The organism is Pseudomonas sp. Irchel s3h14, from assembly GCF_900187425.1.
In the GTDB taxonomy this organism is placed as follows: domain Bacteria; phylum Pseudomonadota; class Gammaproteobacteria; order Pseudomonadales; family Pseudomonadaceae; genus Aquipseudomonas.
On the sequence record NZ_FYDJ01000006.1, the window covers coordinates 113,209 to 127,052 of the forward strand.

Annotated in this window: 18 protein-coding genes; 11 read left to right on the plus strand and 7 right to left on the minus strand. The window is 58.3% G+C overall.

Annotation, left to right across the window (positions count from 1 at the left end; all coding sequences use genetic code 11):
* The first annotated feature begins 9 nt into the window (after nt 1-9).
* The 3 genes from CKW16_RS14025 to CKW16_RS14035 all read left to right on the plus strand — a co-directional run bounded on the left by CKW16_RS14025 (nt 10) and on the right by CKW16_RS14035 (nt 2,039).
* Nucleotides 10-615 carry an arylesterase gene (locus CKW16_RS14025; RefSeq protein ID WP_095128919.1) on the plus strand — a complete coding sequence of 202 codons (606 nt, stop codon included), beginning with the start codon at nt 10-12 and terminating at the stop codon, nt 613-615.
* Nucleotides 616-671: 56 nt separating this feature from the next.
* Nucleotides 672-965 carry a hypothetical protein gene (locus tag CKW16_RS14030; protein ID WP_003226812.1) on the plus strand — a complete coding sequence of 98 codons (294 nt, stop codon included), beginning with the start codon at nt 672-674 and terminating at the stop codon, nt 963-965.
* Nucleotides 966-1,067: 102 nt separating this feature from the next.
* Entirely contained in the window at nt 1,068-2,039 is a 972-nt protein-coding gene (locus tag CKW16_RS14035; RefSeq protein ID WP_095128920.1) for a L,D-transpeptidase family protein, read from the plus strand.
* Between the two features lie 124 nt (nt 2,040-2,163).
* Here the strand turns inward: CKW16_RS14035 and oprI are convergent, their stop codons facing one another.
* Nucleotides 2,164-2,415 (minus strand): outer membrane lipoprotei OprI, encoded by a 252-nt coding sequence (gene oprI / locus CKW16_RS14040; RefSeq protein WP_002553018.1) that lies wholly within the window; start codon nt 2,413-2,415, stop codon nt 2,164-2,166.
* A 641-nt stretch (nt 2,416-3,056) separates the two neighbouring features.
* Between oprI and CKW16_RS14045 the strand changes: the two genes are divergently transcribed.
* Nucleotides 3,057-3,344: a GNAT family N-acetyltransferase gene (locus CKW16_RS14045; RefSeq protein ID WP_008057026.1), complete on the plus strand. Its 288-nt coding sequence runs from the start codon at nt 3,057-3,059 to the stop codon at nt 3,342-3,344.
* 71 nt (nt 3,345-3,415) lie between these two features.
* Here the strand turns inward: CKW16_RS14045 and CKW16_RS14050 are convergent, their stop codons facing one another.
* Both CKW16_RS14050 and CKW16_RS14055 read right to left on the minus strand, forming a co-directional pair.
* Nucleotides 3,416-4,492 (minus strand): 3-deoxy-7-phosphoheptulonate synthase, encoded by a 1,077-nt coding sequence (locus CKW16_RS14050; RefSeq protein WP_095128921.1) that lies wholly within the window; start codon nt 4,490-4,492, stop codon nt 3,416-3,418.
* A gap of 182 nt (nt 4,493-4,674) precedes the next feature.
* Nucleotides 4,675-5,118: a PilZ domain-containing protein gene (locus CKW16_RS14055; RefSeq protein ID WP_046047532.1), complete on the minus strand. Its 444-nt coding sequence runs from the start codon at nt 5,116-5,118 to the stop codon at nt 4,675-4,677.
* Between CKW16_RS14055 and CKW16_RS14060 the strand changes: the two genes are divergently transcribed.
* From CKW16_RS14060 to cysB, 5 genes are all read left to right on the plus strand, one after another.
* Nucleotides 5,117-5,503, plus strand: coding sequence for a thioredoxin family protein (locus CKW16_RS14060; protein WP_095128922.1), 387 nt, complete (start codon nt 5,117-5,119; stop codon nt 5,501-5,503). The genes CKW16_RS14055 and CKW16_RS14060 overlap by 2 nt on opposite strands.
* A complete protein-coding gene (locus CKW16_RS14065) occupies nt 5,500-6,456 on the plus strand; it encodes a putative 2-dehydropantoate 2-reductase (RefSeq protein WP_095128923.1) in 957 nt (318 codons plus the stop codon). Before CKW16_RS14060 ends, CKW16_RS14065 begins: the two co-directional genes overlap by 4 nt.
* Before the next feature lie 25 nt (nt 6,457-6,481).
* The gene (locus CKW16_RS14070; protein WP_095128924.1) at nt 6,482-7,387 is read left to right on the plus strand and encodes a 5'-nucleotidase; all 906 of its coding nucleotides are present in this window, start codon (nt 6,482-6,484) and stop codon (nt 7,385-7,387) included.
* A 94-nt stretch (nt 7,388-7,481) separates the two neighbouring features.
* Nucleotides 7,482-7,985, plus strand: coding sequence for a universal stress protein (locus CKW16_RS14075; RefSeq protein ID WP_095128925.1), 504 nt, complete (start codon nt 7,482-7,484; stop codon nt 7,983-7,985).
* 149 nt (nt 7,986-8,134) lie between these two features.
* Nucleotides 8,135-9,109 carry an HTH-type transcriptional regulator CysB gene (cysB, locus tag CKW16_RS14080; RefSeq protein ID WP_008148549.1) on the plus strand — a complete coding sequence of 325 codons (975 nt, stop codon included), beginning with the start codon at nt 8,135-8,137 and terminating at the stop codon, nt 9,107-9,109.
* 168 nt (nt 9,110-9,277) lie between these two features.
* Here cysB and CKW16_RS14085 read toward each other — a convergent pair whose 3' ends face one another.
* The gene (locus CKW16_RS14085) at nt 9,278-9,760 is read right to left on the minus strand and encodes a GreA/GreB family elongation factor (protein ID WP_046047528.1); all 483 of its coding nucleotides are present in this window, start codon (nt 9,758-9,760) and stop codon (nt 9,278-9,280) included.
* Between the two features lie 14 nt (nt 9,761-9,774).
* A complete protein-coding gene (locus CKW16_RS14090) occupies nt 9,775-10,185 on the minus strand; it encodes a hypothetical protein (RefSeq protein ID WP_095128926.1) in 411 nt (136 codons plus the stop codon).
* 138 nt (nt 10,186-10,323) lie between these two features.
* Here CKW16_RS14090 and earP point away from each other — a divergent pair, with 138 nt between their 5' ends.
* Together earP and CKW16_RS14100 are read left to right on the plus strand one after the other, a co-directional pair.
* Nucleotides 10,324-11,466, plus strand: coding sequence for an elongation factor P maturation arginine rhamnosyltransferase EarP (gene earP, locus CKW16_RS14095; protein WP_095128927.1), 1,143 nt, complete (start codon nt 10,324-10,326; stop codon nt 11,464-11,466).
* A gap of 48 nt (nt 11,467-11,514) precedes the next feature.
* Nucleotides 11,515-12,084 carry an elongation factor P gene (locus CKW16_RS14100; RefSeq protein ID WP_028619992.1) on the plus strand — a complete coding sequence of 190 codons (570 nt, stop codon included), beginning with the start codon at nt 11,515-11,517 and terminating at the stop codon, nt 12,082-12,084.
* Nucleotides 12,085-12,265: 181 nt separating this feature from the next.
* On the opposite strand, the gene CKW16_RS14105 is transcribed toward CKW16_RS14100, so the two are convergent.
* Both CKW16_RS14105 and CKW16_RS14110 read right to left on the minus strand, forming a co-directional pair.
* Nucleotides 12,266-13,279, minus strand: coding sequence for an alpha/beta hydrolase (locus CKW16_RS14105; protein WP_095128928.1), 1,014 nt, complete (start codon nt 13,277-13,279; stop codon nt 12,266-12,268).
* A gap of 34 nt (nt 13,280-13,313) precedes the next feature.
* Complete coding sequence (locus tag CKW16_RS14110) at nt 13,314-13,733, minus strand: organic hydroperoxide resistance protein (protein ID WP_027925717.1); 420 nt, start codon at nt 13,731-13,733, stop codon at nt 13,314-13,316.
* Between the last annotated feature and the right edge of the window lie 111 nt (nt 13,734-13,844).

Sequence of the window (13,844 nt, forward strand, 5' to 3'; positions counted from 1 at the left end):
GAGAATCCGATGCGTGTGTGGTTTTTGAGTGCTGGCCTGGCCTTGATGTGCATGGCCCAGAACGCAGCGGCGGGTACAGTCCTGATCGTTGGCGATAGTATCAGCGCGGGTTTCGGACTGGATACCCGGTTAGGGTGGGTGTCATTGCTTGAGCAGCGGCTCAAGCGCGAAGGTTTCGACGATAAGGTGGTCAATGCGTCCATCAGCGGCGACACCAGTGCCGGAGGCCAGGCGCGCCTGCCCGCGCTGCTTGCAGAGCATAAGCCGGAGCTGGTAATCCTCGAGTTGGGCGGCAACGATGGCCTGCGCGGATTGCTGCCAACGCAATTGCAACAAAACCTTGCAGCAATGATCGACAGCTCCCGCGCCAGTGGCGCCAAGGTGCTGCTGCTCGGCATGCAATTGCCACCCAACTACGGTGTTCGTTATACCGAGGCCTTCGCGAAGGTCTACAGCACGCTGGCCGAGGAGAAAAAGATCCCGCTGGTGCCGTTTTTTCTCGACGGCGTGGGCGGTCATCCGGACTTGATGCAAGCCGACGGCTTGCACCCGGCTGCCGGGGCTCAGAACAAGTTGCTGGAAAATGTCTGGCCTACACTGAAACCGCTGCTTTGACGCTTTTCTAGCGGCGGTGTTTCGGCTAAGGTGGCGCCCCCGATTTGGAGCCCCCGATGCCGCGTCCTGCCTGGTCACTTTTTGCCTACCAACTGATCGAGCCTGACGAACAGCTGGATCTGTTCGCCTGCCAGGAAGTGCGGGTACATCTGGTGACCCGTCAACTGGAGTTGGGCGGCTCGGCGGACCGGACCTTGTGCGGCAGCCTGTTGCCAGCACAACCGCGCTGGTCGAGTGTCGATCGCCGTGTGTTCCAGGATCAGCGCCTGTGCTCGCTGTGCCGGGCCATTCTGGAATCGCAAAAACGCGGCACATCGCCGATCTGGCCGGAACTGCGTTTCGAGCTTTAGAAGCCGATAGATTGCTTGCTATCGGTCAACTCCCCGATTTTCCAGATGCCGGTGTACAATCCCGTTTTTATACCCTTGTCGATCATGCGAAGGATTTTCCGGATGTTGCCGCGCTTTCCTGCCGTCACCCGCTACCTGTCTCTCGCCGCCCTCTGTGTGGCGGGTCCCGTAGCAGCATTGGAGCTGCCCCTGCCACCGCCCGGTGAAGACATCATCGGTCAGGTCCAGGTGATCAAGGCCAAGTACGAAGATACCTTCGCCGACCTTGGTACCACCTACGATCTGGGCTATTCGGAAATGGTCGCGGCCAACCCTGGCGTCGATCCATGGCTGCCGGGCGCTGGCACCGAAGTGGTGCTGCCGACGCGTTTCATCCTGCCACCAGGTCCGCGTGAAGGCATCGTCATCAACCTGGCCGAGTACCGCCTCTATTACTTCCCGAAAGGCCGGAACGTGGTGTACACCTTCCCGCTGGGTATCGGCCGTGAAGGCTGGGGCTCGCCGATTGCCCATACCAGCATCACCGCCAAGACGCCGAACCCGACCTGGACCCCTCCAGCGTCGATCAAGGCCGAGCACGCCGCCGATGGCGATCCACTGCCGAACGTGGTGCCGGCCGGCCCGGACAACCCGCTGGGGCCGTTCAAGTTCACGCTGGGCACGCCGGGCTACCTGATCCACGGTTCGAACAAGAAGTTCGGCATCGGCATGCGCACCAGCCACGGTTGCTTCCGCATGTTCAACAACAACGTGCTGGAAATGGCGAGCATGGTGCCGGTAGGCACGTCGGTGCGCATTATCAGCGACCCGTACAAGTTCGGTGTCAGTGGCGGCAAGGTGTATCTGGAAGCGCACACGCCGCTGGACGACAAGGGCAACCCTTCTGTGGTCGACAAGCACACCGCGGTAATCAACGCGATGCTCAAGCGTGAGGACATCACCAACAACCTGCGCATGAACTGGGATGTGGTCCGCGACGTGGTTGCCGCTGAAGATGGCCTGCCGGTGGAAATCGGAGTGCCGAGTTCCTCGGCGCCGATGGTGACGAGTGCGCCGATCGACCCGTTGCAGTAATACTTGAAAGGAACCCGCCGATGCTGACCGCGTCGGCGGGTTTTTTATTGCCTGTACGAAATAGCGGGCAATAAAAAAGCCGACCCAAAAAATGGGTCGGCTTGATAACAATCCCGAGGGATTATTACTTGCGGCTAGCTTTGTCCAGCATGCGCAGAGCACGCTCGTTAGCTTCGTCAGCAGTCTGTTGTGCTTTTTGAGCAGCAGCCAGAGCTTCATCAGCTTTACGGTAAGCTTCGTCTGCACGAGCCTGGGAGCGAGCTGCTGCGTCTTCAGTAGCGGTCAGACGTGCTTCGGTTTCTTTCGATACGCTGCTGCAACCGGTAGCCAGAACTGCGGCCAGAGCCAGAGCAGAGAATTTCAGAACGTTGTTCATCGTGTTCCCCTTCAAGGACTTTCTATTAAGTTAGCTGTCTCCTCAGAGTGAGGAAATAGCCGGCGTACATACTACCCATTACTTGTCGTAAGTAAACTGACGTAATGCAAGAAGCCAAAAAAATTGTAGGCGTTGATTCTTTTTCGAGCAACTTTTAACTGCATTGTTTAAAAAATATCCAGCTGGGAGGCCCGAGCTGAGCGAGCCGCCGAAGAAAAGTTCCGCGCGCTCACAGCTCTTTTCCGAGTCTTGGCTAAAGTCTGTCTAGATGGATTCGTCCACACTTTTGTTCGGATTTTGCGTGGCGCCTCTCATATCTTTCTCCATGTTCAGGTGACTTTAACAAAGGGCGCTCGTCTTAAGTCTCAACATCCGGCAATGTTCAGGCTGTCGACCTTCAGATATCTTGGTCGAGCCGTCTCTGCGTAACCCGGAGCAGCACCCCCGCCCCCCCAGCGTGATGACGAGCGTACCTTGAGCATTTCTGCCAATGGTGCCTACTATTTGATACGTGCTCGGTTGCGCGAGATGGGTGCAGTTCTTCTCGGTGTCCATTCAGGCACGGGGTGGCGTAGATGTTCCTTCGCCGGAAAAACATCGGTAAGGTAGGGGTCAGAATTCCAGACCCGCGAGGAGTAGTGATGAGCGAGGCGTTGTCCATCCACCATGACCAGGCTGGTCATCAGTTCGAGACCAATGTGGACGGTCATCGTGCCTACCTGACCTATATGGATCTGGGGAAACAGACCCTGGATATCTATCGCACCTTTGTGCCCAACGCGCTACGTGGTCGCGGTATTGCGGCAGCCTTGACCGAGAAGGCGTTGGAGTATGCTGAAGAAATGGGTTACACCGTCATTCCATCGTGTTCCTACGTGGAACGCTACATGGAGCGCCACCAGCGGCATGCAGCCAAGCTGAGCCAGTAACCTTTCAAAGAATCGAACGCATAAAAAAACGCCGGGTCAAGCCCGGCGTTTTTTTGTGCGGCGAAAAGTGATCAGCTGCGATCGCGTTTCGGCAGCACGTCCTTGAGCTTGGCATGCATGCTGCGCAAGGTGTTTTCGGTGGCGGTCCAGTCGATGCAGGCATCGGTGATCGACACGCCGTATTGCAGGTCGGCGAGGTCTTTCGGGATCGCCTGGCAGCCCCAGTTCAGGTGACTTTCGACCATCAGGCCGATGATCGACTGGTTGCCTTCGAGGATCTGGTTGGCGACGTTCTCCATCACCAGCGGTTGCAGGGCCGGGTCCTTGTTGGAGTTGGCGTGGCTGCAATCGACCATGATGTTCGGCTTGATCTTCGCTTTGTTCAGCGCTTGCTCGCAGAGCGCGACGCTGACCGAATCGTAGTTCGGCTTGCCGTTGCCACCGCGCAGTACCACGTGACCGTAGGCATTGCCCTTGGTGGTGACGATCGACACGCCACCTTCCTGGTTGATGCCCAGGAAGCGGTGAGGGCTGGAAACCGATTGCAGGGCGTTGATAGCGACCGTCAGGCCGCCGTCGGTGCCGTTCTTGAAGCCGACTGCCGAGGACAGGCCAGAGGCCATTTCACGGTGAGTCTGGGATTCGGTGGTGCGCGCACCAATGGCCGACCAACTGATCAGGTCCTGCAGGTACTGCGGGGAGATCGGGTCGAGGGCTTCAGTTGCGGTCGGCAGGCCCATCTCGGCCAGGTCCAGCAACAATTGACGACCGATGTGCAGACCGTCCTGAATCTTGAAGGAGTCGTCCAGGTACGGATCGTTGATCAAACCTTTCCAGCCGACGGTGGTGCGTGGCTTCTCGAAATACACGCGCATGACCAGATACAGGGTATCGGACACTTCGGCCGCAAGCGTCTTCAGGCGCTCGGCGTATTCGTGGGCAGCCTTGATGTCGTGGATCGAGCAAGGCCCGATGACAACAAACAGGCGGTGGTCGGTGCCATCAAGAATGTTGCGAATGACTTCGCGGCCCTTGGTGACGGTGCGCAGGGCAGCGTCGCTCAGAGGGATATCACGCTTGAGCTGATCGGGAGTGATCAGCGTCTCGTTGGAAGCGACGTTTAGGTCGTTGATCGGTAAATCAGCCATCGTTTACTCGTCAGGTCACGGGTGCCGGCCGCCAGCGAACCCGCGCGGCGGAGCACAGCAAATTAAGCGCGTCGGGGAGCAGAACCTTAGCGCGTTACACCGTGGCTCGACAATGGGCAGACACCGGTTTAAGGGGCATTCACAATTAGTTTTCGCGGGGAAACCCATTGAGGATGCCCCGCCTAATCCAGTACAACCTGTACAAATGCCTTGCGAACCGTGTCGTGAGAGAACTCGTCGGCATGCTCCTGGACCCATTCGAGGGCCAGGGCCTGGGTTTCCTGCAGATCGTCATGCGCGTCATGCAGGCGGCAGTAACGTTCGATCTGGCACACCTGCTCGCCCATCCGGGCACTGAACATCATCTGTTCGTCAACAAAGGCAATGCCTACCAGATAGCCGCGCTTTCGTCGCAGGCACCAGGCCACATAGCCCAGAAAACGCATGTCGGGGTTCAAGGTCGGCATGCGTATTTCCAGCGCCGTACCGTGGCGCCACGCCCGGTGATAATTGCAAGCCATGCCCCCGAGGCTGATAGTGTGCAGCTGTTGCCGTGAAATACACTCAGGTTTGAGCAACGTTAATTCGACGGGCACATCGTCAGGGTGAGGAATAAAACGTCCCATGAACACGGACTCCATGTGTCGGCCATCTGACATTGTTTCACCCAGTATAGTGGTCGAATCGGAACTGACTGATTTCGACGCCGACCAACGGCTGCTGGCGATGAGCGGTGTGTCGCTGGTTATTTTCACCAGCGTCGGCTGCGCCAGTTGCCGTTTTGCCCGTGAGCAATTGCCACGACTCGATCTGGACGTCGATCGGTTGTGCTGGATCGATGCCGGGAACAATGGCGGGGTGGTCGAGCGTTATCAGGTTTTTTATTTGCCGGCGCTGTTTGTGGTGCGCGACGGTGAATTCTTCGGGGCACTAAAATCGCGCCTGACCAGCACCGAGCTCAATGCAGCCGTGGGTCAGGCGTTGAGTCGAATTGCAGAGGAGTTGCCATGATGGGGGCAGTGACCAAACCGACAATCGGTATTATCGGAACCGGTGCGATCGGCGGGTTCTACGGGTTGATGCTGGCGCGTGCCGGTTTCGATGTGCATTTTCTGTTACGCAGTGAATTCTCAGCGGTGGCCGAGCGCGGGTTGCAGCTCGACAGTGCGGTGCACGGTGCGCTGACGTTGAATCCGGTTCAGGCCTATTCGAGTGCCGAAGACATGCCGCCCTGTGACTGGTTGCTGGTGGGCGCGAAAACCACCAGTAACGCGCAGCTGGCACCGACGATCATTCAAGCCGCGGCACCGAATGCCAAAGTGTTGTTGCTGCAAAATGGCCTGGACGTTGAAGACAGTCTGCGAGCGTTGCTCCCCGATTCGCTGCACGTGCTCGGTGGGCTCTGCTATATCTGCGTTCATCGCGACGGACCAGGCATCATCACTCATCAGGCGCTCGGTGCGGTGAATGTTGGTTATCACAGTGGCCCGGCAACCGATGAGCAGGCGCGCATGGCGATTGTCGAGGAGGGCGCCGGGCTGTTCCGCGCCGCCGGCATCGACTCCCAGGCCATGGCGAACCTGCATCAGACACGCTGGCAAAAACTGGTCTGGAATATCCCCTACAACGGTCTGTCGGTGCTGCTCGGGGCAAGCACCACGCCGTTGATGGCCGATGCCGACAGTCGGGAACTGATCAAGGCTCTGATGGCTGAAGTGGTTCAGGGGGCAATCGCCTGCGGTCACGACGTACCGGCCGGTTATGCCGATCATCTGTTCATGGTGACCGAGAAAATGCCGGACTATTGGCCGAGCATGTACCACGATTTTCTGCACAAACGACCACTTGAGCTGGATGCGATTTACGCCCGGCCACTGGCGGCAGCCAAGGCCGCAGGGTGCGAGTTGCCGCGAATCGAAGCCTTGTATCGCAGTTTGAGTTTTATCGATCGACGTAACACCTGAGTCGATCATCCTGAGGGGGAAGGGCATGGCAAAGACTATCGACGACAAACTGGTGCTGGCGATTTCTTCGCGTGCGCTGTTTGACCTGAGCGAAAGCCACAAGGTCTATCTGTCGAGCGGCGTCGAAGCCTATCGGCAATATCAGATCGAACACGAAGACGAAATCCTCGAGCCCGGTGATGCATTTCCCTTGGTACAAAAACTCCTCAACTTGAACACCAACCTTGGCCGCGCCCGGGTCGAGGTGATTCTGGTGTCGCGCAACAGTGCCGACACCGGCCTGCGGGTGTTCAATTCGATCCACCACTATGGCCTGGCGATTTCCCGCGCGGCGTTTGTCGGCGGACGCAGTCCTTATCCGTACCTGAAGGCGTTTGGCTGCGACCTGTTTCTCTCGACGCATGCCGAAGACGTGCGCAGTGCACTGGATGCCGGGTTCGCCGCGGCGACCATTCTGTCGGGTGGCGCCAGCCGTGCGGCCAGTGATGAATTGCGCATTGCCTTCGATGGTGACGCGGTACTGTTTTCCGACGAATCGGAGCGCGTCTATCAGTCTGGTGGTCTGGAAGCGTTTCAAGCCAGCGAGCGTGAAGCCGCCCGCGAGCCATTGCGCGGTGGGCCGTTCAAAGGCTTCCTTGCAGCCCTCAATCTGTTGCAGCGCGAGTTCCCGGAAGACGCCTGTCCGATCCGCACCGCGCTGGTGACCGCGCGATCGGCGCCCGCCCACGAGCGAGTGATCCGTACCTTGCGCGAATGGGACATTCGTCTGGACGAGTCGCTGTTTCTCGGCGGCCTGACCAAGTCGGCGTTTCTTGAAGCCTTTGCCGCCGACGTGTTTTTCGACGATCAGGCCGGTCATTGCGAGTTGGCTCGCGAGGTGGTCGCTACCGGCCACGTGCCGCATGGCATAAGCAACGAGCAAAAGGTTTAAGCCCACGGTTCAACGCGTTACGCGAAACGTCGTACTCGCCAAGGCACTGCTAAGCTGAATCAATCTCCGCCATGTCGGCACTCGAGGAGGTCATATGATTCGTTCTATGTTGTACGCCACTGACCTCGGCCTGTACGCACCTTTGGTTATGCATCATGCCTTGGCGCTGGCGCGAACTTTCAATGCCGATCTCTACGTGGTGCACGCCGTTGAACCGATGGGGCTGTTCGCCGAATCGGTGCTTCAGAGTTACCTCGATGAGCAAGCATTGAACGAGTTTCACAGTCAGGGCCTGAATACAGTGATAGCCAATATCGAGCAGCGGGTGCTCGACAGCTTTCGTGAAGAATTGGGGGATGACGGGGCGCAGGATCTGGAGCGGATTCAAGCGGTGCGGGTGCTTCAGGGCGATCCGTCGCAGGTGATTCTCGACCAGGCGCAGAAACTCTCCGTGGATTTGTTGATCGTAGGTAGTCATAGCCATGGTGCTGGCGCGGAAACGCCTTTGGGCCGGACTGCCGCGCGGGTGCTGCAACTGTCTCGGGTGCCGGTCTATCTGGTGCCGCTGGTGGAACGTCGTCGCCAAGGGGATCGTTAGTGTCCTGCCTCGCGTATTCACGAGGCAGGACGCCAGAACACGAATAGTGGCAGTTTGATAAAAAAGTTCTAGATTTATTCTTCAAACCATTAATATAGTTATATACCGTCGCTGATGCCCGTGGCGTCTACCTGCTTTGAGGGATTCATATGAAGCTTCAACAATTGCGCTACATCTGGGAAGTGGCGCACCACGACCTCAACGTTTCCGCTACAGCCCAAAGCCTTTACACGTCGCAACCGGGCATCAGTAAGCAGATCCGTCTGCTGGAAGACGAATTGGGGGTCGAGGTTTTCGCTCGCAGCGGCAAGCACCTGACCCGCGTCACCCCGGCCGGCGAGCGAATTATCACCACCGCCGGCGAGATCTTGCGCAAGGTTGAAAGCATCAAGCAGATCGCCCAGGAGTTCTCCAACGAGAAGAAAGGCACCCTGTCGATCGCCACCACGCACACCCAGGCGCGTTATGCGTTGCCACCGGTGATCAGCAATTTCATCAAGCAATACCCGGACGTTGCCCTGCACATGCACCAGGGTTCGCCGATGCAGATCGCTGAAATGGCCGCTGACGGCACCGTGGATTTCGCCATCGCCACCGAAGCGCTGGAACTGTTCGGTGATCTGGTGATGATGCCGTGCTATCGCTGGAACCGCTGCGTGGTCGTGCCTCAGGGCCACCCGCTGACCAAGCTGTCGAAGTTGACCCTCGAAGCCCTGGCCGAATACCCGATCGTGACGTACGTGTTCGGTTTCACCGGCCGTTCGAAGCTCGACGAAGCGTTCAGCCATCGCGGCCTGACGCCGAAAGTGGTGTTCACCGCCGCCGACGCCGACGTGATCAAGACTTACGTTCGCCTGGGCCTGGGCGTGGGCATCGTGGCGAAAATGGCGGTCGATGCCAAACTCGATAGCGACCTGGTCATGCTTGATGCCAGCGACTTGTTCGAATCCAGCATTACTAAAATCGGTTTCCGTCGCGGCACGTTCCTGCGTGGCTTCATGTGCGACTTCATCGAGAAGTTCGCCCCGCACCTGACCCGAGAAGTCATGGCCAAGGCCATCCAGTGCCACAACAAGCAGGAACTGGAAGAGCTGTTCGACGGCGTCGAACTGCCGGTCCATTAATTGAGTGTCCTGCCTCGCAAATACTGTTCCTTTTTGACGGCGTCTGTTGCCGTCATGCTGCGTTGCCGCTCCTCGCCATAGCGGGCTATGACTCGTCGCGGCGCCTTGCCTGACGACAACAGCCACTCGTCAAAAGAGGAACGTATTTGTGAGGCAGGACACTTCCCGCTATACCACCTCGGTAACAGAAAACTGTTGCCGAGCACCCGCCACCAGAATCTCCACCTCGTCCCCTTCGAACTTGCCCAGCAGACTCTTGCCTAGTGGTGAGCGAGGGGTGATGACGGTAATCCATTGCCCCACCAGGTCGACCTTCAAACCCGCCGCGTCGGGGGCCAGAAACAACCATTGCTCACGACCCTTTTCGTCTTCCAGACCGAGCAAGGCACCGACTTCGATGCCACGCTGATCGTCGTAAGGGCGTAGCGTCAGGTTCTGGCAAAGCGTCAGTGACTGCCTGATTTCCTCCACCCGTCTGGCTTGCCCGGCTGCCAGATAAGACGCCTCCAACCCCAGCGTGTCGTACTTGTTCTCGGCGATGTTTTCTTCGTGGGTCGCGGTTTCGTAAGCGGTTTGTGCGGCACGCTCGGCGATGTCGAGGTCGATCCGCAGCTTGTCGAGAATCAGTTGGTGGACGGTCGGCTTGTGCATAGAGAGCTTCTTGATCAATCGCAGAATTGCAGGACGTTGGCGCGGCTTTTTTCGCTCGGCGCAGTCTGGTCCTGTTGCAGCCAGAACTGGCATTTCGGGTTGGACAGATTGCGGCCGGTGCTGCGGGCCTGATCCATTCGTTGCTGCTGCTCGTTCTTGCGCAGGTTCTCTTCGTACTGTTCGAACAACGGGCTCTGCGGCGGAATATCCGGCACCGGTTGCACCACCACCGGTGGTTTGGCCAGTTGCTGCACGGCCTCAGCCACGGGCGCCAGCTGCTCGCTGAACAACAGTCGAGAGGCGAGCCAGCACGTCAGCGCGATCGCGATAAACCCCAGCCACACACCGAGGGCAATGCTGCCGGTCAGTTGCAAGGCGTTGAGCTGGATCGGCAACGGGCGGCGCGGGTTGGGACGGTAGGGCATGGCTGCCTCCTGGCGGGTGGTCGCGGGCGAGTGGCGAGTGGCGAGTGGCGATTGTCGCATGAAGATTAATCGCCGTCGGCTCTTCTGCACGGGGTAATTTATGAGGACAATCGGCGCCTTTGCCAACGGGAGCCTGGAATGCGTGAAATGAAAGCCCGCTGGGATATTTTCTGCGCGGTGGTCGACAACTTTGGCGACATCGGCGTGACCTGGCGTCTGGCCCGACAACTGGTGGCCGAACATTCGGTGACGGTGCGTTTGTGGGTCGATGACTTGCGAGCCTTCGAGCGCTTGTGCCCGGAAATCGACATCAACGCCTCACAACAATGGCAGCAGGGCGTCGAAGTGCGTCAGTGGGCGGCCGACTGGCAGCCCACTGAAGCCGCTGATGTGGTGATCGCCGCGTTCGCCTGCCAATTGCCGAGTGCTTACATGGAGGTGATGGCCGAGCGGGAAAAACCGCCGCTGTGGATGAATCTCGACTATCTGAGTGCCGAGGACTGGATCGTCGGCTGCCACGGCTTGCCGTCGGTGAAATACAAGAGCGTACAAAAATTCTTCTTCTTTCCGGGGTTTCAGAAGGGCACGGGTGGCTTGCTGCGTGAAAGCGGATTGCTTGAGCGTCGTCAGCAGTTTCAGCAAAACCCCGAGGCTCAACGAGAATTCCTGCAAGGTTTGGGGATTGATCGCGCGCAAGGTGCGCAGTTGATCTCGCTGTTTGCCTACGAAAATAACGGGCTGGCCAGCTGGCTCGAGGCAATGGCGGCCGACTCGACGCCCACTCATCTGCTGGTGCCCGAAGGTCGGATTCTTGGGGATGTCGAACGTTGGCTCGGTGTGGACGGTCTGGTGGCCGGCGCGGTGCATGTGCGCGGTGAATTGACTGTGCAAGTGCTGCCGTTCGTCCGACAGGATCAATACGATCACCTGCTCTGGTGCTGCGATTTCAACGCCGTGCGCGGTGAAGATTCCTTTGTCCGCGCCCAATGGGCGGGCCGGCCGCTGCTCTGGCACATCTATCAGCAGGACGAAGACATCCACCTGGACAAGCTCGACGCCTTCCTCGCTCTGTACACCAAAGGCCTGTCCGAGCCTGCCCGCGAGGCGATCAGCGGTCTTTGGCGAGCGTGGAATGCGGGTGACAATATGACCGGGCACTGGCAATCGACCCGAAAACACTGGCCAGAACTGCAAAAACACGCCGAAGCGTGGTGTCTGGAACAGGCTTTGCAGGCAGATCTTGCCGCGGCGCTGGTACAGTTTTATGTAAATTGGATATGATACGCGGCCTAGATTTTTGTAAATCCCATCCAAATTCGGATATTCGCAATGAAAACTGGTAAAGAACTGAAACCCGGTACCGTGATCCGTCTCGAAAACGATCCTTGGCTGGTTCAGAAAGCTGAATTCACCAAGTCTGGTCGTAACAGCGCAATCATGAAGACCAAGCTGAAAAACCTGCTGACCGGTTACAAGACCGAGATCGTTTACAGCGCCGACGACAAGCTGGACGACGTAATCCTCGACCGCAAAGAAGCGACCCTGTCCTTCATCAGCGGCGACACCTACACGTTCATGGACACCACTGACTACACCATGTACGAGCTGAACGCTGAAGACATCGAAGCCGTTCTGCCTTTCGTTGAAGAAGGCATGACCGATGTTTGCGAAGCGATCTTCTTCGAAGAGCGTCTGGTTTCCGTAGAACTGCCGACCACCATCGTGCGCGTAGTTGACTACACCGAAGGTTCGGCTCGCGGCGACACTTCCGGCAAGGTGATGAAGCCTGCCAAGCTGAGCAACGGTACTGAGCTGCAAGTTGCTGACTTCATCGAAATCGGTGACAAGATCGAGATCGACACCCGCGAAGGCGGTTCCTACAAAGGCCGTGCTAAATAAGCACTGCTTCAGGAATGAAAAAGCCCGACCATTGAGTCGGGCTTTTTTGTATCTGAAGGAAATGTATGGGCCGATGCGCGGCCGATACACAACCCAATCCCTGTAGGAGCACGGCTTGCCGGCGATAGCTGCCTTAAGTACGCCATCGCCGGCAAGCCGTGCTCCTACAGGGGGGGCGATGTTATTTCAGGTGTTGCTTGAGTTCTTCGGACGCTTGCAGCATCGCCGAACGCACTGCTGGCACCTGGCTCACCACGTTGAGCAAACCATAGTCGTGAATCATGCCGTTGTAGCGCACGGCCGTGACCGGCACCCCGGCTTCGTCGAGTTTGCGGGCGTAGGCTTCACCTTCATCGCGCAACACGTCGGCGCCGGCAGTTTGCACCAATGCAGGTGGCAGACCCTTGAGTTGCGCAGCGGTCGCCCGCAACGGCGAGGCATAGATCTCGTTACGCTGTTTGGCATCGGTGGTGTAGTTGTCCCAGAACCACTTCATCATATTTTTGGTGAGGAAGTGCCCCTCGGCAAACTGGTTGTAGGACGCCGTTTCGAAGCTGGCGTCAGTCACCGGCCACAGCAGCACCTGGAACTTGATCGCCGGCGTGCCCTTGTCTTTGGCCATCAGCGCAACCACTGCCGCCATGTTGCCGCCGACGCTGTTGCCGGCCACGGCCAGGCGTTTGCCGTCGAGGTTGATCTCTTTACCGTGCTCGGCCACCCATTGGGTTGCGGCGTAAGCCTGGTTGATCGCCACCGGGTAATGCGCTTCCGGCGAGGGGGTGTAATTGACGAACACCGCCGCCGCCCCCGAACCGGTAACCAAGTCCCGAACCAGACGTTCATGGGTCGGGAAATCCCCCAGTACCCAGCCACCGCCGTGAAAGAACATGAATACTGGCAGCGGACCTTTGACCCCGGCCGGCCGGACGATGGTCAGGTTGAGCGGTTGGCCGTCGACTTGAATGGTCTTCTCGCTGACATCGGCTTTTGGCAGCGTCAGTTTCACCCCGGCCTGCGCGCCGACCAGCACGGCGCGGGCATCTTTAGGGGTGAGTTGTTCCATCGGTTTGCCGGTGCCGGCGTTCAGAACGTCGAGGAACGCCTGGGTGTTGTGTTCAACACCCTCACCTGCAAACGCGCTGTGGATGGACAGGGCGAGAAGGGTACCGGTCAAGACTTTGCTGAAAGTTTTCATGTTCGTTTCCTGGTTCGGGACTGGGAATCAGCGGTTAGACGGTAACGTGCAGGCGCACATCGACGTTGCCACGGGTGGCGTTGGAGTACGGGCAGACCTGGTGTGCAGCATCGACCAGGCTTTGTGCATCGGCTTGTTCAAGCCCCGGCAAGCTGATGTGCAGGTCGATGTCCAGGCCGAAACCGCCAGGGATCTGGCCGATGCCGACGTGGGCAGTGATCGAGGCGTCGTTCGGGATGGTGCGTTTGGTCTGGCTGGCCACGAATTTCAGCGCGCCGATGAAGCAGGCGGAATAACCGGCGGCGAACAGTTGCTCAGGGTTGGTCGCTGCACCGCCGGCACCACCGAGTTCTTTTGGGGTGGCGAGTTTGACGTCGAGAATGTTGTCGCTGGAAACCGCACGACCGTCACGGCCGCCAGTGGAAGTTGCGATAGCGGTGTAGAGAGTTTGCATGGTGTGAGCCTCATTCGGATTTGGTGTTTTGCGCTAAATGTTTGCGCGCTAAGTAAGTGCGAAGCAAATGTAGCGCGCTGATATTTAGCGCGCAAGATAAATTTTGAAAAA